This window comes from Lysinibacillus sp. GW823-FHT02G10 (assembly GCF_058797135.1).
Genome location: NZ_JBXAJI010000003.1, coordinates 87,903 through 111,332, shown reverse-complemented (window position 1 = coordinate 111,332; position 23,430 = coordinate 87,903). Strand labels below are relative to the sequence as shown.

General features: G+C 37.2%; 27 protein-coding genes. 20 read left to right on the top strand and 7 right to left on the bottom strand.

The features are described 5' to 3' along the window. Window positions 1-4: 4 nt before the first annotated feature. The 5 genes from ctaD (at window position 5) to AC1RFD_RS12840 (ending at window position 4,464) form a co-directional block, all read left to right on the top strand. Window positions 5-1,888 carry a cytochrome c oxidase subunit I gene (gene ctaD, locus AC1RFD_RS12860; RefSeq protein ID WP_004224787.1) on the top strand — a complete coding sequence of 628 codons (1,884 nt, stop codon included), beginning with the start codon at window positions 5-7 and terminating at the stop codon, window positions 1,886-1,888. Beyond that, on the top strand, window positions 1,888-2,514 hold the full coding sequence (locus AC1RFD_RS12855) for a cytochrome c oxidase subunit 3 (protein WP_004224788.1): 627 nt from the start codon (window positions 1,888-1,890) through the stop codon (window positions 2,512-2,514). Before ctaD ends, AC1RFD_RS12855 begins: the two co-directional genes overlap by 1 nt. After that, window positions 2,514-2,858 (top strand): cytochrome C oxidase subunit IV family protein, encoded by a 345-nt coding sequence (locus AC1RFD_RS12850; protein ID WP_004224789.1) that lies wholly within the window; start codon window positions 2,514-2,516, stop codon window positions 2,856-2,858. The genes AC1RFD_RS12855 and AC1RFD_RS12850 overlap by 1 nt, the downstream gene beginning before the upstream one ends. A gap of 180 nt (window positions 2,859-3,038) precedes the next feature. After that, window positions 3,039-3,962: a cytochrome c oxidase assembly factor CtaG gene (gene ctaG / locus AC1RFD_RS12845; protein ID WP_054549850.1), complete on the top strand. Its 924-nt coding sequence runs from the start codon at window positions 3,039-3,041 to the stop codon at window positions 3,960-3,962. A 40-nt stretch (window positions 3,963-4,002) separates the two neighbouring features. Further along, window positions 4,003-4,464 (top strand): DUF420 domain-containing protein, encoded by a 462-nt coding sequence (locus AC1RFD_RS12840; protein WP_016992774.1) that lies wholly within the window; start codon window positions 4,003-4,005, stop codon window positions 4,462-4,464. Between the two features lie 14 nt (window positions 4,465-4,478). Here the strand turns inward: AC1RFD_RS12840 and ytvI are convergent, their stop codons facing one another. Next, entirely contained in the window at window positions 4,479-5,540 is a 1,062-nt protein-coding gene (gene ytvI, locus AC1RFD_RS12835; RefSeq protein ID WP_103117536.1) for a sporulation integral membrane protein YtvI, read from the bottom strand. 146 nt (window positions 5,541-5,686) lie between these two features. Next, window positions 5,687-6,088, bottom strand: coding sequence for a YugN family protein (locus AC1RFD_RS12830; RefSeq protein WP_103117537.1), 402 nt, complete (start codon window positions 6,086-6,088; stop codon window positions 5,687-5,689). 147 nt (window positions 6,089-6,235) lie between these two features. On the opposite strand from AC1RFD_RS12830, the gene AC1RFD_RS12825 reads away from it, so the two are divergent. Both AC1RFD_RS12825 and AC1RFD_RS12820 read left to right on the top strand, forming a co-directional pair. After that, window positions 6,236-7,390 carry a CAP domain-containing protein gene (locus tag AC1RFD_RS12825; RefSeq protein WP_048394693.1) on the top strand — a complete coding sequence of 385 codons (1,155 nt, stop codon included), beginning with the start codon at window positions 6,236-6,238 and terminating at the stop codon, window positions 7,388-7,390. Window positions 7,391-7,541: 151 nt separating this feature from the next. After that, window positions 7,542-9,014 carry a UDP-N-acetylmuramoyl-L-alanyl-D-glutamate--2,6-diaminopimelate ligase gene (locus AC1RFD_RS12820; protein ID WP_492474968.1) on the top strand — a complete coding sequence of 491 codons (1,473 nt, stop codon included), beginning with the start codon at window positions 7,542-7,544 and terminating at the stop codon, window positions 9,012-9,014. Here the strand turns inward: AC1RFD_RS12820 and AC1RFD_RS12815 are convergent. Beyond that, window positions 8,995-9,495 carry a PaaI family thioesterase gene (locus AC1RFD_RS12815; protein ID WP_492474967.1) on the bottom strand — a complete coding sequence of 167 codons (501 nt, stop codon included), beginning with the start codon at window positions 9,493-9,495 and terminating at the stop codon, window positions 8,995-8,997. The two genes, AC1RFD_RS12820 and AC1RFD_RS12815, sit on opposite strands and share 20 nt — an antisense overlap. Before the next feature lie 87 nt (window positions 9,496-9,582). Between AC1RFD_RS12815 and AC1RFD_RS12810 the strand changes: the two genes are divergently transcribed. Then, entirely contained in the window at window positions 9,583-10,029 is a 447-nt protein-coding gene (locus AC1RFD_RS12810; protein WP_004224800.1) for a YlbF/YmcA family competence regulator, read from the top strand. Window positions 10,030-10,133: 104 nt separating this feature from the next. Beyond that, window positions 10,134-11,186: a tartrate dehydrogenase gene (locus AC1RFD_RS12805; RefSeq protein WP_492474966.1), complete on the top strand. Its 1,053-nt coding sequence runs from the start codon at window positions 10,134-10,136 to the stop codon at window positions 11,184-11,186. A 90-nt stretch (window positions 11,187-11,276) separates the two neighbouring features. Here AC1RFD_RS12805 and AC1RFD_RS12800 read toward each other — a convergent pair whose 3' ends face one another. After that, a complete protein-coding gene (locus AC1RFD_RS12800; RefSeq protein ID WP_048394685.1) occupies window positions 11,277-12,188 on the bottom strand; it encodes a glycerophosphodiester phosphodiesterase family protein in 912 nt (303 codons plus the stop codon). Between the two features lie 399 nt (window positions 12,189-12,587). On the opposite strand from AC1RFD_RS12800, the gene AC1RFD_RS12795 reads away from it, so the two are divergent. Continuing rightward, entirely contained in the window at window positions 12,588-12,860 is a 273-nt protein-coding gene (locus tag AC1RFD_RS12795) for a YlbG family protein (protein ID WP_492474965.1), read from the top strand. A 2-nt stretch (window positions 12,861-12,862) separates the two neighbouring features. Here the strand turns inward: AC1RFD_RS12795 and AC1RFD_RS12790 are convergent, their stop codons facing one another. Next, complete coding sequence (locus AC1RFD_RS12790) at window positions 12,863-13,252, bottom strand: DUF7147 family protein (RefSeq protein ID WP_036077099.1); 390 nt, start codon at window positions 13,250-13,252, stop codon at window positions 12,863-12,865. A gap of 56 nt (window positions 13,253-13,308) precedes the next feature. Between AC1RFD_RS12790 and AC1RFD_RS12785 the strand changes: the two genes are divergently transcribed. The 3 genes from AC1RFD_RS12785 (at window position 13,309) to coaD (ending at window position 15,861) form a co-directional block, all read left to right on the top strand. Beyond that, complete coding sequence (locus AC1RFD_RS12785; protein ID WP_269898955.1) at window positions 13,309-14,730, top strand: RNA polymerase II; 1,422 nt, start codon at window positions 13,309-13,311, stop codon at window positions 14,728-14,730. A 71-nt stretch (window positions 14,731-14,801) separates the two neighbouring features. After that, window positions 14,802-15,368, top strand: coding sequence for a 16S rRNA (guanine(966)-N(2))-methyltransferase RsmD (gene rsmD, locus AC1RFD_RS12780; protein WP_048394681.1), 567 nt, complete (start codon window positions 14,802-14,804; stop codon window positions 15,366-15,368). A gap of 1 nt (window position 15,369) precedes the next feature. Next, window positions 15,370-15,861, top strand: coding sequence for a pantetheine-phosphate adenylyltransferase (gene coaD, locus AC1RFD_RS12775; protein ID WP_004224812.1), 492 nt, complete (start codon window positions 15,370-15,372; stop codon window positions 15,859-15,861). A gap of 59 nt (window positions 15,862-15,920) precedes the next feature. Here the strand turns inward: coaD and AC1RFD_RS12770 are convergent, their stop codons facing one another. Then, entirely contained in the window at window positions 15,921-16,820 is a 900-nt protein-coding gene (locus tag AC1RFD_RS12770) for a hypothetical protein (RefSeq protein WP_492474964.1), read from the bottom strand. Between the two features lie 118 nt (window positions 16,821-16,938). On the opposite strand from AC1RFD_RS12770, the gene AC1RFD_RS12765 reads away from it, so the two are divergent. After that, complete coding sequence (locus tag AC1RFD_RS12765) at window positions 16,939-17,985, top strand: SepM family pheromone-processing serine protease (RefSeq protein WP_492474963.1); 1,047 nt, start codon at window positions 16,939-16,941, stop codon at window positions 17,983-17,985. A 44-nt stretch (window positions 17,986-18,029) separates the two neighbouring features. Here AC1RFD_RS12765 and AC1RFD_RS12760 read toward each other — a convergent pair whose 3' ends face one another. Further along, a complete protein-coding gene (locus AC1RFD_RS12760) occupies window positions 18,030-19,241 on the bottom strand; it encodes a nucleotidyltransferase (protein WP_103117539.1) in 1,212 nt (403 codons plus the stop codon). Between the two features lie 167 nt (window positions 19,242-19,408). Here AC1RFD_RS12760 and AC1RFD_RS12755 point away from each other — a divergent pair, with 167 nt between their 5' ends. The 6 genes from AC1RFD_RS12755 (at window position 19,409) to AC1RFD_RS12730 (ending at window position 23,223) form a co-directional block, all read left to right on the top strand. Continuing rightward, on the top strand, window positions 19,409-19,942 hold the full coding sequence (locus AC1RFD_RS12755) for a YceD family protein (protein WP_004224818.1): 534 nt from the start codon (window positions 19,409-19,411) through the stop codon (window positions 19,940-19,942). A 24-nt stretch (window positions 19,943-19,966) separates the two neighbouring features. Then, window positions 19,967-20,140, top strand: coding sequence for a 50S ribosomal protein L32 (gene rpmF / locus AC1RFD_RS12750; protein ID WP_004224819.1), 174 nt, complete (start codon window positions 19,967-19,969; stop codon window positions 20,138-20,140). A 163-nt stretch (window positions 20,141-20,303) separates the two neighbouring features. After that, complete coding sequence (locus AC1RFD_RS12745) at window positions 20,304-21,071, top strand: enoyl-CoA hydratase/isomerase family protein (protein WP_492474962.1); 768 nt, start codon at window positions 20,304-20,306, stop codon at window positions 21,069-21,071. Window positions 21,072-21,182: 111 nt separating this feature from the next. Next, window positions 21,183-21,560, top strand: coding sequence for a transcriptional regulator (locus AC1RFD_RS12740; RefSeq protein ID WP_004224822.1), 378 nt, complete (start codon window positions 21,183-21,185; stop codon window positions 21,558-21,560). Between the two features lie 368 nt (window positions 21,561-21,928). Further along, window positions 21,929-22,831: a ketopantoate reductase family protein gene (locus AC1RFD_RS12735; RefSeq protein ID WP_269898952.1), complete on the top strand. Its 903-nt coding sequence runs from the start codon at window positions 21,929-21,931 to the stop codon at window positions 22,829-22,831. After that, window positions 22,828-23,223: a DUF3397 domain-containing protein gene (locus tag AC1RFD_RS12730; protein WP_066037194.1), complete on the top strand. Its 396-nt coding sequence runs from the start codon at window positions 22,828-22,830 to the stop codon at window positions 23,221-23,223. Before AC1RFD_RS12735 ends, AC1RFD_RS12730 begins: the two co-directional genes overlap by 4 nt. Window positions 23,224-23,430: the final 207 nt, after the last annotated feature.

Here is a 23,430-nt window from a genome sequence, read left to right as displayed (position 1 = left end):
AGTTGTGAGCTCATACACACAGAAAAAGGGCTTTGGAGCAGCTGTCTGGGATTACATCACTACTGTTGACCATAAAAAGTTAGCAGTGATGTATTTATTAGCCGGTACATTGTTCTTCGCTATCGCTGGTTTTGAAGCATTATTAATGCGTATTCAATTAATGAAACCAAATAATGATTTCGTATCAGCTGGTTTTTTCAATGAATTATTAACAATGCATGGAACAACAATGTTATTCCTAGCTGCTACGCCACTACTATTCGCATTTATGAACATGCTTGTACCATTACAAATTGGTGCGCGTGACGTTGCATTCCCGTTCCTTAACTCATTAGGGTTCTGGTTATTCTTCCTAGGTGCAGTATTCCTTCACCTGTCATTCTTTATGGGTGGCGCTCCTGATGCGGGCTGGACTTCTTATGCATCATTATCTTTATACTCTCCAGGACATGGTATTGATTTCTATGTTCTTGGTTTACAAATTTCAGGGGCAGGTACATTAATTTCAGGTCTTAACTTTATCGTTACGATTATTACAATGCGTGCTCCAGGTATGACATTTATGCGTATGCCATTATTCACTTGGACTGCTCTTGTATCAAGTGCCTTAATCTTATTCGCATTCCCTCCATTAACAATTGGTTTATTAATGATGTTATTTGACCGTATGTTCGGTGGTAACTTCTTTGACCATACAATGGGTGGTAACACAGTAATTTGGGAACACTTATTCTGGATCTTCGGACACCCAGAGGTTTATATCTTAGTATTACCAGCATTCGGTTTATTCTCTGAGATTATTCCAGCGTTCTCTCGTAAACGTCTATTCGGATACTCTTCAATGGTATTCGCTACAATTTTAATTGGTTTCTTAGGGTTCATGGTTTGGGCTCACCATATGTTTACAGTTGGTCTTGGGCCAACAGCAAACGCAATCTTCGCTGTTGCAACAATGGCAATTGCGGTTCCAACAGGTATGAAAGTATTCAACTGGATCCTAACTATTTGGGGTGGATCTATTAAAGTTACAACACCAATGCTTTATGCACTTGGATTTATCCCGTCATTCGTTGCGGGTGGTGTTACAGGGGTCATGCAAGCATCTGCACCTCTTGACTATCAGTTACATGATTCTTACTTTATCGTTGCTCACTTCCACTACGTAATCGTTGGTGGTATCGTTACAGCATTATTCGGTTCAGCGCACTTCTACTGGCCAATTTTCTTCAACCGTATGTTAAACGAAACGCTTGGTAAAATTACTTTCTGGGTATTCTTTATCGGATTCCATTTAACATTCTTCCTTCAACATTTCTTAGGTTTGATGGGTATGCCACGTCGTGTATTCACTTACATGGAAGGTCAAGGTTGGGATCAATTCAACTATATCTCTACAATCGGTGCATTAATGATGGGTGTAGGGGTTATCTTAATGGTAATCAACTGCTTAATGTCTATTAAGGGCAAACCAGCAGGACGCGACCCATGGGGCGATGGACGTACTTTAGAATGGTCAATTCCACAACCAATTCCATTCTATAATTTCCGTCAAACTCCACTTGTTCGTGGTTTAGATCCATGGTGGATTGAAAAACAAGAAGGTAATAAAGAAGTAACATTTGCTGAGCCACTAGGTGATATCCATATGCCAAATAACTCAGCGATTCCATTCGTTATTTCATTAGGTATGTTTATTGCAGCATTTGGTGCACTTTACAATCCAGACGCAGATAAGCCATGGTCTATTTATGTATTAATCATTGGTTTAGCAATTACATTTGGTGCGATGATTGCTCGTTCTGTTAAAGACGATCATGGTTTCCATTTACACAAAGAAGAAATTCTTGAAATTGAAGAACATCTTTACGGCAAAGGAGGAAATAAATAATGGATTTCAATACTAAATTTACTCCTCATACTTGGCCAGATCATCCTGAACAAGCTACGATGGAAGGTAAAAATAAAGTCGTTGGTTTCTGGATTTTCCTTGCCTGTGAAGTTGTACTTTTCGCAAGTTTATTCGCTACTTATTTAGCGCTTAAGAACAAAGGGCCAGCTGGCATGGAGTTCACAACTCAAGGTTTATTTGAATTACCATTAGCATTTGCTATGACGATGTTATTATTAACATCATCACTAACATCTGTTTATGCAATTTACCATATGCGTAACTTTAACTTTAAAGGTATGCAAACTTGGTTAGCGATTACATTAGCTTTAGGTCTTGGATTCTTAGCACTTGAAATCTATGAGTTCAACCACTATGTGCACCTTGGTTTTACATTTAATCAATCTGCATTCGCAACAGCGTTTTATTCGTTAGTTGGTACACACGGTTTCCACGTAACTTTAGGTCTTGTATGGATTGGTACTTTAATGATCCGTAATGCTAAACGTGGATTAAACCTGTACAATGCACCTAAATTCTTCGTTGCTGCTTTATATTGGCACTTTATCGACGTAGTTTGGGTATTTATCTTTACAGTAGTATACTTGATGGGAGTGATCGGATAATGTCTTCACACGATACACCTATAGTTGCTAAGTCACAGGCACAGTATGAGTATGATCGTCATCATAATGCCGTTCATATGCGTAAACAAGTAATCAACTTTGCGATTATGATTTTCTTCACTTTTATCGCATTCGCAGTAGTTGCAGCTGATTTTTCTAAATACTTAATTATGCCATTCGTATTATTATTGGCTGGCGTTCAAGTTGTACTTCAACTTTATTCTTTCATGCACTTAGAAGATAAAAAAACTCACTTTGGTGGTGTTATTGGTTTCTTCATGTGGATGGGAATTTTAATCGCATTTACATTCTTCTTAGCATTTTTAACAATCATTTGGTGGTAATCACCAAAAAAGCACGTTCGTTATTTTGTACGAACGTGCTTTTCTTATGTTTTGAGGTTATTTAGGTATCCAAAGAGGCAACACTGTTGAAACTTAACATTTGTTCACCTTTCGTTCATTGCAGTATAGCTGTAAGCGTTTTATAATAGGAGTACTGAAGTTTAAAGGAGTGCGTTCCATATGCCACTTAGTATATTTGGTTTCCAAGCATTGTGGAGCCCGTATTTAATAGGGGTTCTTGTTTTTATAACAATCATCTATTTTTTAGTCACAACAAAGTGGCGTAAAGATTTTAAAGTAAGTGAACCTTTGAAAAAAAGTGAAGCTATTTACTTTGTTTTAGCTATGATTACCATCTATATTATCAAAGGATCTCCGATTGATTTAATGGCTCATATTATGTTTACCATGCACATGGTGCAAATGGCTATTCTGTTATTGCTGGTCCCTATTTTCTTAATTAAAGGGATTCCCTGGTGGGTTTGGAAGGTGGCTATTGAGGCACCTGTAGTTAGAACTTTGTTTAAAGTGCTAACATTACCAGTTGTTGCTGTCTTTGTATTTATCGGTCTATTTTCTTTCTATCATTTACCGTCCATATTGGATTACATTAAATTAAATGAAACATTACATGGTACCTATACATTTGTATTATTTCTATCTGCAGTGTTTATGTACTGGCCTTTAATTCAAAATTTGCCAAATAGTAATCAAATGAAGCCTTTGCATAAATTGGCGTATATTATTGCTAATGCTGTTTTAATTACACCTGCTTGTGGATTAATCATCTTTGCGCCAAATGCAATGTATGAGACATATACAAACGGTGATGCATGGTTAAAGGCAATGGAGCTTTGTGTACCAGCCTCTACATTGTCAGGATTATCTTTATCTGGACCAGAGCTATTTACAGACATGAAACCAGTTGCAGATCAGCAATTAGGTGGCGTGTTAATGAAAATCCTACAAGAGCTTATTTTTGGTGTACTAATTGGTACGATCTTCACAAGATGGTATCGATCTGAGCAAAAAGATCCAGATAAAATCACTGCTGACGCTTTAGCTGCCCACCAAAAGAAGTGGGAAAGTCAACAGCAACATTAATTGAAGAATAGAAATTTACTTTGTGTAAGGGGTTTTGACAATGGAATTGCAAATTTTGCCTACTATTAGTACATCGTTTATCGTTATTAGTGCTGTACTAGTAGCGATAGGGTGGGGCTTAATTATAAAAAGAAATGTAGAGGGACATAAGAAAGTGATGCTTGCTGCAGGTGTTGCAGCACTTATTTTCTTTATCATCTATGCGTCCCGTACAATCTTTATTGGAAATACGGCTTTTGGCGGTGGAGAAGATTTAAAACCATACTATACGTTCTTCTTGATTTTCCATATTATTTTAGCGACATCTGGAGCTGTGTTTGGTATCGTTAGTATTATTTCAGGTTTGAAAATGAACATTAAATTACACAGACGAATTGGGCCAATTACAAGTATTATTTGGTTCTTTGTTGCCATAACTGGTGTATTAGTTTATTTATTATTGTATATTTTATTTGAGCCTGGTGAAACAACATCAGTAATTAAAGCCATTTTAGGATTTTAAAAAAATCTCCCTCCTTATTTCTGTGCAGGAGGGAGATTTTTTATAGTTGGTTGGAATAGTGAAAGCACTACAACAACCAGTAATGGACCAATTAATATTCCAATAAATCCAAAGATTTTAAAACCAATAAACATGGCAATAAAGGTATTCAAGGAAGAAAGTCCAATTTTATCGCCAATAATTTTTGGCTCAATCATTCGTCGGACTAGAAATTGTCCAATGGTTAGTAAAATTAAGACAGCTGCATATAAATAATCGCCAGCAAAGACCTGATAGATTGCCCATGGGACTAATAAAATAAATGAATCAAGAAAAGGGATAAAGTCTAAAACAACAAGTAAAAGTGCTAACAATATAGGGAATGGTGTTTTTAAAAAATAAAACGCAGCGAATGATATAGCAAAGATCCCTATCCCTACAAGTAATTGAGCTTTCAGAAATCCAAATAAGGCTAGCTTAACACGTTGGCCAATAAAGATAATTTTTTGATGGTAATGAAAAGGAACGGGCGATAATAATTTACGATTAATTGTTGGTAATTCTAAAAGCAACATATACAACACAATCCAATAAACAAATATATCAAAAAGACGTGTGGGAATATATGTTAGTAACGTTGACCAAACATTGACGTTCGTTAAGGATAAAGAAAATTTTTCGATGGATGCTAAAGCTTTTGCAATCATAAATTGAATTTGTGAAACTAGCTCTACAGGTAAATGATAGGTGTAATTGCTGAGCTTAGATTGCATTTGAATCCATAGGGCAGACAATTGATTAAGATAATCAGGTATATCAATAATAAAGGAAGAAAATTGTTTCCAGCTTATATAAAGGATAAGTGTACATAATAATAAAGATATACTTAGAAAAAACAAAAAAAAGAAGAAGACAACGATTTTCCGTTTTTTTCTAAACCGTTTGCTCATTCGAACGATGATTGGTTCTAACAATAACGCGGTTAAGTAGGCAAGTAAAATTGGTAATGATATGGAGATGGACCAAAGGATCAGTATACCCATTGCAATAACAATAATGGGATGACGAAAAAAAGGACGATTAAAAAATGATAACATTTTTCTCACCTACATCTTGTAATAGATATAGGTAGTATGAGAAAAAAATTTTTTTTTACTCAAAATAAAAAAAGACTGGACTACCAGTCTTTTTACAACCATGAAGCTATTTACGCTTACTTGCCGTCACTTCAATGTACGAAAGATTAGCGTGCGTTAACAGGTTCAAAGTTATTTTTATTTGTAGGCTCGATTGAGAATTGATCTAACTCTAATTTAACCTTTTTTAAGATTTCTTCACATTTTTTTACAAGGTGTGCTGGATAAACCTCGTCATCGCCATATTCAACACCATGCGGATAATAGTATTTACCAAGGACTGGTTTCATTAATGTAAGGATAGCATCGTGTGCACCTACGTCACCAGAAATAGCATATGCGAATACGCGTAGGTAAAAACGACCTTCACGAGTATCGAATCGTTTATCAAATGTCATACGCTCGTAATCCCAGCCGCCATCACATTCTAAACCATGTTTTTTCATAATGCTGACAAGTAGCTCTTGATCAGCTGTTAAATTTTCAAGGTTAGTATTTTCAAAATACATGTATAGTCCTCCTTTAGGTTCTCGTACAAAGTATACGCTCATTTTTATAATAGAGCATATTCGACATTGTTGCAATGACAACATTGTGTCAACCCAATTACAATTGATATAATAACTTACAATAATGGTGATGAAAAGGAGCCCTGTATGAAAGCTTTATTCCGCATTTTAATGGTTTGTGGTGCAGTTGCATTAATTGGTTTTATGTTTTTTAATACCCCTAAGGAAAATGAGCCACTAGAAGGCCCAAATACCAATTCGAATATCATACCTCAAACACAGCTAAAGCAGGAACCTGCAATAGGAGCAATGACACGTCCACAAACGGGTATATCCACATTGATAGGAAAAGGCACACAAACTGTTTTAGAACAATATGGGGAGCCTGCAAGAAAAGAGCCGTCTTCATTCGGTTATCAATGGTGGGTCTACAATGAAGACGTTTCAACTTTTTTTATGATTGGTATTGATAATAATATTGTGACACAAATTTACATAGCAGGACAAGAAATTGATGCATTTCCTTTTAAAGTAGGCCAAAAACGTGATGAAATATACAGAATGACGATCATTGATTATGAGGTAGCCGCCACTGTAGGCGAAAATATTTTCATTTTCTCAATGAGTGAAGAAGATATGCAAACAAGGCTGCTTATCAAATTTGATGGTCTTTATGCACAGCTTTACATAGATAGGGAGACAAGTGAGTTGCAAGGGATACGATATACAGACAGTGAAACACTTGTCCTTCATCAGCCATATGAAATGAGCTATCAAGGGGAGCTTGTTAGACGTGCTCCACCTTCCTCTTTCTTACAGCAAGAAATTGATGTGGCTAGCGCTAAACAATTAGACGATTTGCTAAATGTAACAAGAGTCCATCATGATTTACTTCCTTTAGAAATGGATGAATCATTGGAGGAAGCAGCAAGAATGCATAGTGAGGACATGAAGGTGCAAAATTTTTTAGCGCATGAATCTCCAACCTATGGGGATCTAAAAAAACGATTACAGACGCAAAAAATCGAGTATAGTGAAGCGAACGAAAACCTGGCAACTGCTTATTTTGATGCGATTGAAGCCATGCATGGCTGGACAAATTCTCCTGAACATAGAAAAGTTCTTTTGAATGATCGATATACCCGCGTTGGTTCTGGCGCCTTTGTAGATTATTATACACAAATATATCTTGAACCTACTACACAAGAAGTGGGTAGAGAAGAGCAAGATAATGAAGAGACGAAAAATGAAAAACAAGATAGCGAAGAATCTACAGATAAATCAAATCAAACCTTACCATAACAGAAGAATATTCAGATGAAGACAAGCTTTCAACAAACGGGCTTGTCTTCATTTTTTATGTGGAGTTTTTCCTTCTTTTAGGCTTCTACATTTTTCGTCACACCGTTACAAACGCCGTCATATGATAGAGAACTGAAAGGGGGAATGAGGTTTGCAATTAGCAGAGTTATTAAAAGACTGGCCATGTAGCGTGACGGGAGGATCTATACGGACAGAAATTACTGGTGTAGAGGACTATGCACAGGCGGTACAACCTGGTGATATATTTATTGTGCGAAAAGGTAAAAAAACATCGGGAAGTCGGTTTGTCAAAGAGGCATTGGCACGTGGAGCTGCTGCCATCGTTTCAGAAGAAAGTATCTCTTTGCCAATTATAGATAAAGAAATTCCTTTTGTATGGGTTCCAAATACAGCATTATTTTTATCGTATGCAAGTGCGAAGCTTGCTGCTTTTCCAGCAGAAGCTTTAACTGTTATCGCCATTACAGGTACAAATGGAAAGACGACAGTGAGCCATTTTGTTAGTCAGCTTCTAAATGCACTACATAAACATGCAGCAGTTATTGGAACGGTTGGCTTTTTCATCAATGGTGAGAAAAAACAAACGGCTTATGAGCAATTAACAACATTGCAAGCTAAAGAATTACACCCCATTCTTAAGCAATGTGTGCGAAAAGGTGTGACCCATGTTGTATTAGAAGCTTCTTCAATGGGGTTGCAGCAGCATAGGCTCGATCATTGTGACATTGACTGTGGTGTATTTTTAAATTTATCAGAAGATCATTTAGAAGATCATGGAGGTTTAGAAGCTTATAAACGTGCCAAGAAACGTTTAGCGGATTTATCAAAAAAGCTAGTATTAAATGGAGATGATAATTTTTGCCGTTCTGTTGGTATTTATGATAAGAAAAAATCTTGCTCATTTGGTTTTGATAATCACAATGATTTACATATTCAAATCGTCAGTGAATCAGTTGGAAAAACCGTACTTTGTTTACAGACTTCCGCGAGTGAGCATATTGTAGAAATTCCTTTTGTCGGTAAATACCATGTGCAAAATGCTGTTGCATCCTTAATGGCTGTATGGCGCTTAGGTGTCCCTATGGAAGATATAGTTGGACATATGTGGTCGTTAAGGCTACCAGAGGGCAGGCTAGAGAAGATTGAAAATCCATTAGGAATTGATGTTTATGTAGATTATGCCCATACAGCAGAAGCATTGCAAGCGGTATTGCAAACCTTTGATCGCTCTAAAACAATTTACCTTGTCTTCAGTTGTGGAGGAAATCGAGACAAGGCGAAACGCTTTGCAATGGGGGCAGTAGCAAGTAAATATGCTGATGTTATTTATTTAACAACAGATAATCCTCGTGATGAAGATCCTATTGTGATTAATGAAAGTATTATTGCTGGATTTACAGAGCAACAATATTATGAAATTTATTTAGATCGCAAACTTGCGATCCATCAAGCATTAGCAAAGGCAGAAAAGGGAGACATTGTCCTTGTTGCCGGAAAAGGGCATGAACAAACACAGCAAATTAAAAATCAAAAGTTCCCTTTTTCCGATCAACAATGTATTAAAGACTATTTTGCGAGTTTAATTACGGACGACGCTGAATAACGAAGAATGATCCTGTAGCAATGGCAAGTCTGCGACCAGTCTCATCTTCAACATCACATTCCATGACAAGCGTTTGGCGTCCCTTATGAACAAAACGACCACGTGCAATCAATTCTTTATTTGTAGTGGTAGCAATATACGATATATTCATGTTCGTAGTAACTACATTATAGCCCTCAGGCACAGAGCGCGAAGCAAGCCCTCCCATAGCGGCATCGGCAATCGTTGCAACAATACCTCCGTGTGGCACCTTTATCGTATTATGAATGACCGGTGTAATAGGGATACGGACCTCACTGACCTCAGGCTCAAATTTACCTACCATATGTAAAGTAGCATTAATATAACGACGGTGAATGCCTTGCTGTTTCTCCTGTAGGCCATTTAAAAGATGTAATAAAACTTCTTCATCTTCCTCGGTACTGTCTTGTAAAATCTCGGCCACTAACTGTTCAACCTGATCCTTAGATGTTGTCATCATTTGGAAAACCTCTTTCATTAAAATTATCATTAATGTAAAATTACCATAAAATCTGTTATGATGGGAAAGAGATTGGGGGAATTAAAGATGATGATGACCTCTGACTGGGTAATCATTTTGGATGAGGCGGAAGCGCTTTGTGAGATGATTCTTTCCTCAGAACCTGCGATGGCGCTACAACAAGCGTATGAAGCTGTATATAGTGATGCACAAATTGTAGAGGCTATATATGCATTTAATCGCATGAAAGAGCAGTACGAAGATGTACAACGTTTCGGAAAATATCATCCGGACTATCATACAATTATGAAGTCGATTCGCCAACAGAAAAGGGCACTTGACTTAAATGAGAAAGTTTCAGCCTTAAAAATTGCTGAAAACGATTTTCAGGATTTACTGGATGAGATTAGCCTATTAATAGGAAAAACGGTCTCTGAAGCGGTAAAAGTTCCTGTTAGTAATCCATTCTTTGCATCTGGTTCATCTTGCGGAGGTGGATGTGGCTCGGGCGGTTCATGCTCTTGCTCAGCGTAAATAGGATGTGTATATAACATATCTCTTCTAGACTGTAGACAACTCGAAGGCAACTGAGTTAGTTTACAGTCTTTTTTATAATTAAAATCAAGGAGGAAGCATTAATGAAAACTTATCGAATTGCCGTAATACCTGGGGATGGAATAGGAAAAGAGGTTGTGCCAGCTGCAATAAAAGTTCTTGATCAGGCAGCTTTGTTAGATGGACGCTTTCAATTTGAATGGACAATTTTTCCATGGGGCTGTGAATACTATTTAGAGACAGGAAAAATGATGCCTGATAATGGCATAGAGCTGTTAAAACAGTATGACCAAATATTTTTAGGTGCAGTTGGTATGCCTAATTTGGTTCCGGATCATGTATCATTATGGGGCCTTCTCATTAAAATTCGACGTGAGCTACAGCAATCTATTAATGTACGACCTGCAAAGCTACTTCAAGGGTTACCATCACCTTTACGACAACCAAATGATTTTGATTTTATTGTTGTAAGGGAAAATTCTGAAGGGGAGTATGCTGAAAGCGGAGGAAGAATACATAGTGGACAAGATGAGGTGGCAATCCAAAATGCTGTTTTTACAAGAAAGGGTACAGAACGGGCGATGCGCTATGCATTTGAATTAGCCAAAACACGTAATGGACATGTGACAAGTGCTACAAAATCAAATGGGATTACATATAGCATGCCTTTTTGGGATGAAGTGTTTACTCAAGTAGGAAAAGACTATGAAGAGGTAGGTCAAGCATCTAATCATATTGATGCACTAGCGGCATTTTTAGTGATGAAGCCAGAAAATTTTGATGTTATCGTAGCATCGAATTTATTTGGGGATATTTTGACAGATCTAGGCGGTGCCATTATGGGAAGCATTGGTATTGCACCTGCAGCAAATTTAAACATTGAAGGGCTATATCCATCAATGTTTGAACCTGTCCATGGTTCTGCACCAGATATAGCTGGTCAAGGAATTGCCAATCCTATTGGACAAATTTGGACAGGTAAGATGATGCTCGATTTTCTTGGTTATCAAGATGTGGGAACAAGGATATTGAATGCTATAGAGCAAACATTAGCGAGGGGTATAAAAACGCCTGATTTGGGTGGAGCTGCCACACTACAAGAAGTAACTGATGCAATCATAGATTATTTAACTTAAGTATTACTGTAATGGGAAGTAATAATGGATCTAACATTTACATGAAAGGGAAGCACATCAGTTCAGTGTGCTTCCCTTTCATTCCTAGTTTTATTTAGACTCTTGAACTTGTAATAACTCAACTGCAATATCCGGACGATCTGTAATAATGCCCTTTGCTCCATTATTGAGTAATTTTTTCATCGTATCTAGGTCATTGATTGTCCAATAGTGGACAGGAATATTGAGGTTGTTTAAAAACTGAATAAATTTAGGAGAATCTAATGCAATAACCCCTGACTTTGGAGGGATTTGAAAAACATCCACTTTAGGGTGATATAAATGTCCAAACTGACTTGAGAAAGAAGCAAATGCTTTTCTGACATCTGATTCACCTGCACCAAGTGCTACTTGATTTTGAGCATATAAATTAAAACGATCTATTTGCTCACCATAAAAGCTTGTCACAACAACACGATGTTCAGCTTGAAGTTCTTCAATTAAGCGCCAAAGTTTAGAAGGCATCAGACTCCCTTCGTACGTATCAGGAGCATCTTTGATATCAATGTTGATTAACATATTTGGATAGGCTTCAAGCAACTCTCGTAAAGTTACGACTTTTAATTTATCCTCTCGATATGGGAAATTTCCCTCTAAATCTTCAAATTGGTAGCCGTGGTTCAAGGCATTGATTTCTGCCAACGTCATATCTGCAATGAGACCATAGCCATCCGTTGTACGTTCAACTGTCTCGTCATGGAAAACAATAATTTCCTCATCTTTTGTTAGGCGAATGTCGATTTCAAAGCCATCGACACCTAGCTGTGCAGCTTTTTCAAATGCAACCATTGTATGTTCTGGTGCTAAAAGAGCTCCGCCACGATGTGCAAGAATTATGGGGCGTTCGAATTGTAATGCTTGTTTACCTTCGCGTTGCTGTGGTTTTGAAATAGCTTTACTGCCTGCCCAAGCTGCTGCACTTGCTGCTGCAATTGCTAGCGCAATTTTTGTTTTCTTACCCATATTCGTCCTCCTTAACAATTATCCTCATATAAAAAGTAGTAGTGAATTCATTGTTTAATCAATAGTAGTAAGTACAGGGCCTACTATTAAAATTAGTTATATAAGTGAATGATGATTTTTTATGCCGATTTTTGCCATCCTATTTGAAAAACAATCATTATGGAGGTGCAAATGTCTTGTAAAGGGTTCATTTGAGGCATGATCATCTTTCAGCATTCTTCTGTTCCTGTAATGATGCTACAATTGAATTTAATTAAAACAACTGATTCATCTTCACGATGTTCAACGTCGTATGCTTTTCCATTATAACGGAAAATTGAGCGTTCTGTCAGCTAAACTCTGTTGCTATCATTTTCTGGTCTATGGTATTCTTTTATGTAAGAAATGAGGGAATCCACTATGAACGAACGACAAGGGCTAATCGTTTACGTCCATCAATTAAAACATGCGAAGTCACTTCGGAAATATGGTCATGTTCTTTATATTTCTAGAAGGCAAAAATACGTAGTGCTTTACTGCGATCGTGAGGATATTGACATGATGACAACAAAACTACAACGCCTTCCATTTGTGAAAGACGTTGTGGCGTCTTATCGTCCTTTTATAAAAACTGAATATGAAAATGCAAAACCAGATAAAGCAAAGGAATATGACTACAAAGTAGGTCTATAAACTTATGTTAATGCAGGTATATAGTTATTTAGTCTTAATATACCTATTAAGTATTGATAAAATAGTTTTGATTCCGAAAATATAGATGAGTGCTTTATTTCTACAACTACTGCTTTTCGACCGAGTTGTTCTATTTGTGCTTCAAACATTTTTTGTCGCTGTGTTGGCTGTTCTTCATTGTATGGGATGCCTTCTCGACAAATATAAATAGGCATGAACTTACTTTCGCCGACTGGTTTAAGGGCGACAGCTAAAGAAATCACCTTCTTGTCTTCTTTTGTAGATGTTAGTAAAAAGGCTTGATGAAAACGTTCCTGGTTGGTTTTAATAATTTCGAGTAGCTCGTAAACATCACCATAGCCTTCACCTAATTCTATAAATTGTTGTGGCATAATAATTGCACATCCTTTCCAATATTCATAGTATCATGCTGCGGGAGGTCAAGCACATGAAATTTGCATTAAGCTTTTTTTCTATTTTAGCACTAATCATTACAGGAACGGTATTTTTCCAATACCATGCTTATTCATCTGATTTAGAAACAGGCATAGGGGATTTTCATTATTCTCAGGAAATAGAAATTGTCTATCGCGAAAATAGCTTAGATATTCGTCAACATTTTAAAAACCTACCAAATCAAAAGGTGAAAATTAAATGGCCAGAAAAAGCAACAAACGCTAGTTGCTTTATTGAAAATGAAAAAAGCTGTGATCGTTTATCAGATGAAGTTTCTTACTTTGCAAAAGGGGAGACAAAATCACAATCTGTGTCATACATAATTCCAATTGAGGGTGGCTTAAAAAATAAGATGCTCCTTCAAAATGTTTTTGCTACACTAATAAATGGTGAAGCATCGTATTCAATTGTTTCAATTTCTACAGACAGTAAGGTGAAAGGACAATGGGTTACGGGTTTGCCCCTAGTAGGTCAACAACAACTTGTACTTGTCAATTACACCATGTTTAGAGGAAACGGTACTGTTCAAGATTTATATTGGCAAGCCGGGGAGCTTAAAGCGCAAGAACAGACACCGGTGTTATCAATTTATGCCCAGCAAGAAGTCCCTAATGATTTTCTAAAGTCATTAAAAAATTTACAGCTTCTAAGTGATGAGCATATTGCAATTATTCAAGAAAAAAGTCCAGTAGCAGTTCATGACGAAAGATTGTTATTTTTACCAACACTTACTGCACAAGCTGTAGAGCAAGAAGTAATTTTATCACAAATCAAATCACAATATAATTTTGTAGATTCCCCAGAATGGTTGCCTGAGGTTGTGGCATCCTATTTAATAAGCGATCCAATTGGTGGAGAAAAAACAAAGAAAATCATCAAGACATTAAATGATTACATGACGGATGCTCAACAACAAGCTTGGCAGGAAACATTGAAAAAGCTTGGAGATGAATCGATTTCACCAGATACAATGGACAAGTACTTATCACAGGTATTAGATGCCAAGACATCTTATTTTACATTAAATGCAGCTCAGCAAAATGGAACCTATCCACTTTTATTTGAGGATGCACGTGATGTCTATGTGGATGATACATTGAAGGAAGATGTTCATGTTATTCTCTATGAGGGACAGGTATTGTATACGGCAGATACATTATTGCCTTACCTCGGCTACTCAGCTGCGGAAGGAAAGAATGGCTATTATGTAAATAGTGAGCATCGTACATTCCGTTTCCCTAAAGAGCCTGGATTTTATGTATTCAACCAGCGTAGGTATTCGACTATCTCTGAACCAATCATTAAGATTGCTGATCATTATTATGTAGAAGAAGCTTGGTTACAGCGATTATTCCTAGTTGAACTACAAAAAAAGGATGAGCGTATTCAAATATTAAAACAAGAGCAACAATAACTTTTGCAGCGGAGGGCCAACCTTTCGCTGCAAAATACTTTATATAGTCGAAAGTACGGTGAGATGCTGATATGAGAGTTGTAGCAGGAGAGCGCAAAGGAATGCCGCTTAAAGCAATAGCAGGAAATACGACAAGGCCTACAACTGACAAAGTAAAGGAGTCCATTTTTAATATAATTGGGCCATTTTTTGATGGAGGTTTAGCGTTAGATCTGTTTGCTGGAAGCGGTGGCTTGGGGATTGAATCATTAAGTAGAGGAGCAGAACGTGCTATTTTTATTGAGAAAGATCCTAAAGCATTCCAGGTGCTACAAGAAAATATAAAAAAATGCCGTTATGAAGAATATACAGAGCTTTTTCGTATAGATGCAAAGCGTGCTGTGAAAGCGCTATTAAAGCGTGATATTACATTTAAACTCGTTTTTTTAGATCCACCTTACCATCAGCAGGAATATTATGACCTCGTACAGATTTTGGTCGATAACCGTAAAATACAACAAGATGGTATTATTTTATGTGAACATGCAAAAGAGATAGGATTACCTCAAAATTTTGGGGAGTTTGTTTTAACAAGACAAGAAACCTATGGCGGAACAATTATTTCTGTTTATCGCTGTACAGAGGAAGAGGGAGAATAAGTTGTCTGAAAAAATTGCTGTAGTTCCTGGAAGTTTTGACCCTGTAACATTCGGCCATTTAGATATAATTAAACGTGCGGCTGATGTGTTTGATATCGTATATGTAGCAGTATTAAACAATTCAGCAAAGAATCCTTTGTTTTCTGTAGAGGAACGTATGGCTTTGATGGCTGAAGTGACAAAAACCTTACCTAATGTTCGTATAGAGAGTTCTTCAGGCTTATTGATTGATTATGCTAAGGAAAAAAAGGCGAAGGCAATTGTTCGTGGCTTACGAGCAGTTTCAGATTTTGAATATGAGATGCAAATTACATCTATGAACCGTTTCCTTGATGAAACAATTGAAACTTTTTTCATCATGACGAAAAATCAATATTCATTCCTAAGTTCTAGTATAGTAAAAGAGGTTGCGAAATACGGTAGTGATGTTAACGAGCTAGTCCCTACATGTGTCGTAAAGGCTTTAAAAGAAAAATATGGTTTTACACAATAAGGATGCAGAGGATGTCAAAAGAACGATGACATCCTCTTTTTTGATATTTAGAGCGATTGTTATTTTAGAAAAAATAGAGCATAAATAGTTGGTACAATGATTATGCTAAGGAGGCGGAATTTAATATAAGGTCGTACAGAAAGTTTTGCAGATTTGGCGATAACAAAAATTTGTAAGTGAATACTTATACTTTGCATCGTTAACAAAATCACAACAAGTAAATGGGTATAGGGAAGATCTGGAAATGCTGTAACTGTCATTTTAAGACCGTTCGTTACCTCCAGAACAGCTGCTATGGAAAGCTCAATCGTATAGGGAAGCTTTGGTATCAGCTGATCTAAGCCTTGTTGTACAATGGTTTGAATCGTTGTGAAAAAGATGATGGTTGTACCAACTAGTAGAATGGTTGGGGCTGTTTCTTTAATACTTTCCGAAAATGGAGCACTATAGAGTGGTGTGTTGTGTACGGAGATATTAGGTGAATCAGTTTTGCGAAAGAAAAAGTAGCCAGTTACTAGGCAACAAATATTAAACGTATGTAGTAAACATAAAAACAACCATCCAAACGTATTACTGTGTAGTAAATCAAGGCTTACAAAACCTAATACAAAAAGTGGACTAGGTGCATGACAAACAGCTAGCAAGAAATTTGCCTCTTTAGGGTGTAATTGACCACTATTTTTCAAATAAACAATAGTGGTTGCACCAGTTGGATAGCCTCCAAGAGCACTAATAATATAGGCTTGTACGTATAAAGAAGCCCTTTTTGTTTTGGTACGCATAGGGGCTGTTAAACGCAGAAGCCATTGTGTTAACACAAGATACGGCAATAAGTACGGAAAAAGTGCTTCCATGAAAAGATTTAAGCCTAAATCAGTACCACTGTGAGCGGTTTGTGGGAATAACAAGAGTAAGAGAATTAGAATTACGCAGAGCACTATTTGAATTGTAGCAAACATGTTATCATCTCGTTTCAACTTTTTGTCATTCACATAGGCAAATGCTAAAATCAATATATGTGAGAAAGGCAAAAACATGAACGTATGGTTTTGCAAGCGTCCTAGGAGGTGTTTTCAAGTGAAGAAAAAAATTAGTATTTATGCAGTGTTGATAGTCGTGATTTGTTTTATGATGTTATACCGACTAGACGCGTATATTATGAAACCTGGAAGTGCCTATGATGTCAGTAAATTTGTTACTGTGGATAGTAAAGAGGCAGATAGTGAGGGGTCTTTAAGTTTAATGACAGTTGCTATGCAGCAAGCCACACCATTTTCGTATTTGTGGGCGAAAGTTCAAAAATATCAAAAGCTAATGGATATTGAACAAGTACGAAATCCTTTAGAGGATGATGAGGAATATAATATTCGACAGTTAAAGTTAATGTCTGATTCACAATTTAATGCCAAATATGTAGCCTTCCAAAGAGCAGGGCTAGAGACAAAGGTACTTTTTAATGGTGTATTCATATTAAACGTTTTAGACGGAGGAGCTTCGGACGGTATTTTAAAAGCTGGTGATGAAATTGTCGAGGTTGATGGACAAAGAATAACTAGCCAGCAAATGCTTGTAGATCTATTAAAACCTAAGCAGCTTGGCGATAAGGTAACCATTCAATTTATGCGTAATGAAGAACAACACCAGGAGACTATTACACTACAGGAAATTCCTAACGCCCAAGAACATAGAGCGGGTTTAGGTATTTCTTATACTGAAAGCAAATCGATTGAAACTAATCCGAAAGTGACGATGAAAACAGAGGATATAGGGGGACCTTCTGCTGGACTGATGTTTACACTTGAAATATTAGACCAATTACTTGATGAAGATTTAACAAAAGGCTATGCAATTGCTGGAACAGGTGAAATGCTAATAGATGGATCTGTTGGAAGAATTGGTGGAATAGACTATAAGGTTATTGCCGCTGATCGTGACGGCATGGAAATCTTTTTTGCACCAGATGATGAAATCTCTCAAGAAATGAAAGCGAAGTATCCAGAGCTAGAATCGAATTATGCAACGGCTGTCAAAACGGCCAAAGAGATTAAAACGAAAATGAAAATCGTTCCAGTGAAGAGCGTTGACGATGCTATTAATTATTTAAAGCAACTTCAACCAAAATAATATAAAGGGATGCTAAAAGGACTTTAGCATCCCTTTTGATGTCTTTAGCAACGAATAGGTGGTGTTTGATAATCCTTCGGCAGCGTAAAATCCTTTGTTCCTTGCTCGATACTTAAATTATAAAGCTCTGCTGCATGTATATCGATAGCTAACATCGCATCATTTGTAGCTGCAACTCGACTGATTAAGGGTAATTCTATATTCTTTTTTTGCTGACCTAAATAAGCTTGTCCTGTCGAACTCATACCCAATAGCCGAATAAAAGAGGGCGCGTTAAAACTTTGAAGCTGCTTTTTGGTAAACCCTGTATAGATATGTGTTATCATCCGTTGAAGGCGGGTCCAAGTATAACGCTTAGATTTTATTTTTTCCATAAAGCTATAAAATGTAGAGCTGCTTTTGGCTGCCTTTACAATTGCGTTTTCTATGCCCTCTGTTACTTCTGCATAACGAGTAAGTTCTGAAGGGGTATGTCTTATAATGGTGAACTGTAATAACGGCCAAAATGTTTCCCAGCTTGCAAATTGGTTATACTTTGTATGCCAGTCTGTTAAATAATCAAAAGTAGCTGTAGGAACAACATTTTGTACACTTTGTAAAGAATTTGTAGAGGCAAGGGCTTTACGTATGCCAGTGGCACTGGCGATCGATGCATCTTCCTTTAATGCATCATGATATCCTGCTGCAACGCGAGGAATTGTTAATGGTTTAATATTGCTGTTAAGTGCCCTCGCTGCTTCAAGATAATGAAAGCCCAAAATATTATTTGGTTGTGCAAGATCGATGTATGGAGCAGGGTACATCTGAGAAAGCTGTTCATAGGCGTAATGTAGGCTTTTTGGGTAGCTGGCACCTGTTTTAAGGCTGTCTTTAATGAACAGGTCATATTCTGCACGGTGGCTGTCAATCAGCTCGAAAGTGTTTAGAAAGGGCTGTATAGAGCCGTCTTCACTTCCAAAGGCAAAAGAGTTGCAACCAACAGCACTTAATAAGGAAATGGCACCTTTTGCGAAATCTGTAGCAGGTGCTGTACTATAGACATAAGGCAGTTCAATAACAATATCTACACCGCCAGAAAGCGCCATTTTAGTACGTGTCCATTTATCTACCATGGCAGGTTCTCCACGTTGTAAAAATGTGCCGCTCATAACAGCGATTACGAGATCTGCCTGTGCTGCTTTTTTAGCCTGTTCTAAATGATAAGCATGTCCGTTGTGAAAAGGATTATATTCAACAACAATTCCAACTGCTTGCATGCTTCTCCCCCTTATAATTTGTGTCTTTATTTTAAACTGTTAGGAGTAAATACACTTCTCATAGTATATAATTATAGGTGGGTTTTAAAGTGGTGACAAGAAATTATCTTGACATCTATTTTTACACATTATATAATCAACAGTGTTGTCTCGAGGTGATTAAACGAATGAAATGGTCAATTCATCAATTATCTAAATACCGCCAAAACGGGATGCCAATCGATGCCTTTGTCCAGCTGGATGAAGTGATGGAGCGAAACCAGGATATTCGAGCAATTTCGCCCGTTCATGTAAAAGGGCTATGTACTTTTGGTGCATCGCAAATGACATGTCAGTTAACTGTGACAGCAACGTTAACACTACCATGTGCTCGCACATGGGAGGATGTTGAGTTTCCAATTGAAGTTGAGACAGTTGAAATTTTTAGCTGGATTGACGAAGATAAACGAGGAGACGATGACGGAGACATTCACTATATTGACGGTGAAGTCATCGACATGAAACCGGTTCTTGAGGAATTAGTTTTGCTTGAGGTACCAATGCAAGTGTTCAAGGAAGATTCTGAAGGACAAGTGCATGGTGGTAAAAATTGGTCTTATGCAACAGATGAAGACGTAGAGCTACACAAAAAAGCTGACGAACAAAAAGTGGATCCAAGACTAGCTGCTTTAGCTAAGTATTTTGATCAAACAGACGAATAGACGATCTGTAAGGAGGTGCCATCAATGGCTGTACCATTTAGAAGAACTTCTAAAACTGCAAAAAGAAAGCGTCGTACGCATTTCAAATTATCTGTACCTGGTATGGTAACTTGCCCTAACTGTGGTGAGGCTAAATTATCACACCGTGTTTGCAAAGCTTGCGGACAATACAAAGGTAAAGAAGTAGTAAGCAAATAATACAGTGTTTGCTCACTTAAAAGGCTAGTAGAGAGACCATGGCTCTTTACTAGCCTTTTTGTTTGCTTAAAAAGACGGAATATTTCGTTGATTATGAAGTTCTTTACAATAGTGAAATAATTGTGTGATACAATTTATTCATTGCGACAAAGGGGGGAGTAATATGTCTTATACGATTGACAATCATGATGGCATTATGACGTTTACCATTAACCGTGAAGAGAAACGGAATGCTGTCAATGATGATGTGATGAACGGTCTTCAAGAAGTCATTACATATATTCGTGGGCATGAAGATGTGCGTTTCTTAGTAGTGACTGGTGCTGGCGATAAATCGTTTTGCTCAGGAGGGGATTTATCTGAGTTTCATTCTTTGGAAACAGAGGATGAGGCGTTTGGTATGTTAAGTAAGATGGGGAAAATATTATATGACCTTGCTACGCTTCCTGTACCAACTATAGCACTTATAAATGGTACCGCTGTTGGAGGGGGCTGTGAGATTGCAACAGCTTGTGATTTTCGTTTAGTAGCTAGCCATGCGAAATGTGGATTTATCCAAGGAACACTAGCCATTACAAGTGGCTGGGGTGGCGGTACATATTTATTTGAACGAGGTTTGCGTCATGATCGTGCGATGAAGATGCTCGTGGATGCGAAGCCTTACCCTGCGCAATTATTATATGAGATAGGATGGGCTATGCGTGTTTTTGAAGGCTCAAAAGAAGATGCCTTGAACGATTTTATTGAACATATGCGAAAAATTCATCCTTCTGTTCATAAAGCTTATAAGGAGATTGAGCTTAGAAAGTGGCGTGAACGAAATATGTATGAGCGTGTGATGGAAGAAGTTAGTACCTGTGCAAAGTTGTGGGAAAGTGAAGCGCACCATCAAGCGGTTAATAATTTCTTGACAAAGAAGAATAATAAGTAATGTATAAAGACAGTGTTGAGAGTAAAAACATCATCACTGTCTTTTTTCATGCAATGATTCTATTTTGCTTGCTTTTGCATATAGTAGTAAAAAATGCGAGGGTGATAGATTATGGAATTGAAAAAAAGAAAAGATCAATGGACAAAGGAAGATGATGAAAGACTAGCAGAAATCGTATTGCATAATGTGCAAAATGGCAAAACACAGCTAGAGGCCTTTGAAATGGCGGCCATAGAACTAGGTCGTACAAAACAAGCGTGTGGCTTCCGATGGAATAAAACATTGCGTGGTCAATATAGTCAGTCACTACTAGCTGTGCGAAATCAGCCCCAACAATCTATGCGAAGTCATTTGAAATTAGCGTTGACAAGTTTTGACGAATTAACGGAGGCTTATCAAACGCTTGAAATGAAGCATCGGGAATTGCAAAATGAGCATGAGAAGCTAGTGAAATGGCTTCAGCAAGGTTATTCATTAATGAAAGATTAAAATTATGATTACGTGGTTTTTGGAACATGAATTACATTGCTTTTCTTTTATGGACATAAAACCCTTTCTGTATATCGTCAATAATCAGTCTATCCTGTATAATAAAAGAACCTGCGTAGAAGGTGCCTTAGATGTATTCTAAGGCACCTTATTCTTATAGTTTTATGAAAAGTATACTATTCAGAGGTGAGCATCAGATGGGGGTTTTAAAGTCTGTTGTTATAGGAGGCACGCCAAAAAGTGCTTGATGGTGTGAATAGTATCGTGTTGCTTCAAAGTATTACAGAGTGTTTTGAGTATTTTTGGAACAATCTGGATGTGATGACATCGAGGAAAATTGATCAGTAAAGATGGAAAGGGTGTAGACAATGAAAGTAGCGATAATTGGAGCAGGGGCAGTTGGTCAATTAACAGCAAGTTTTTTAGCGGAGTCTGGTGTACCAGTAACGTTGGTTGCCAGAAGGCAAGAACAAGTAATTGAACTAAATGCCAAGAAGTTAACACGTATCAACGTTGATGGGACTAAAACTGTGCAAAGGATTGTTGCTACTACAGATTTGGCTAATCTACCAAAACAAGATTTACTAGTGATTGCTGTTAAATACGGACATTTGCAAAAGCTCTACAATCAATTAGCCTTATTCTCAAGTGAAATGCCGTTGCTTTTTATGCAAAACGGCTTAGCGCATTTTGAGGAGGCACTACTCTTGCCACAAAAAAATATCGCCTTTGGTTCAGTGACCTTTGGAGCTCAATTGTTGGACCATTCAACGGTTCAACATAGAGGAGTAGGGCTATTTAAAATAGCAATAGAACGAGGAGAACACCAGGCTTTTCAACAGCTACTACAATTACAACGTTCCTTATTTCCTATTGAATTGGCTAGTAATGCAGAGCAAATGCTTTTTGCAAAAGCGGCACTTAATAGCTTAATTAATCCATTGACAGCTGTATTGCAAGTAAAGAACGGAGAGTTAGTGACTAATCAACAAGCATTTTTACTGCTAGAAAATATTTATCGAGAGCTTACGGAAGCTTTTGAAGATATTGAACACACCATATCTTTTAGTGATGTGATAGACTTATGTAGGAAAACGGCCAACAATACTTCATCTATGCTAGCGGATCGTCTGCAGGGGAGAAAAAGTGAAATCGAAACAATTGTTGGTGTCATTCTAAATAAAGCTTTAGCAAACGGTCATAATTTACCTACTTTGCGTACTTTATATCATCAAGTGCTTGCAATAGAGGAGAGCGGTGAAAGAAGTTGAAAGACCTTTTACATATAGTTATTAGTATCATTATTTTTTGTCCAATTGTTCTTTTCGTAATTGTTTATCTGGTTGGCAGGAAAGTTAAAATTCGAGGCACACATGCTTTTGGAGCAGCCTCTGATGTTACGACATTGTGCTTGTTTTTTTCTGTTCCGTTAGCTATCGGTGTGCTTTGGCGTGTGAATGTTGGAGCGCTTTTAGTGATCCTCGCGATAATGATGGCCATGATTTTTACATATATTGATTGGCGGACTAAAAAGGAAATAGAAGTAAAGCCGTTATTAAAGAAAATTTGGCGTTTTTTATTCTTAATACTTAGTACGGCTTACCTATTGATATGTATCGTGGGTGTTATCCAATCCATTATGGAATATTTACAGGTTGTCTAAGCATTTTCTTTTCATGTTGAAGCTTTAAGCGTTAAAATAATAGCATTAAAATAGTTATAAAAATCATTCTATGGGGATGAGAATATGGATTGCATTCATAAACCTTCGTAATTAGAAGCGTAGTTCAGTGATATAAGGAAGTGAACCAGCGCATGTTTTTTTGTACCGAAAGCAAAGTTAGGTATAGAAAATCCTTCTCGAGGGAGA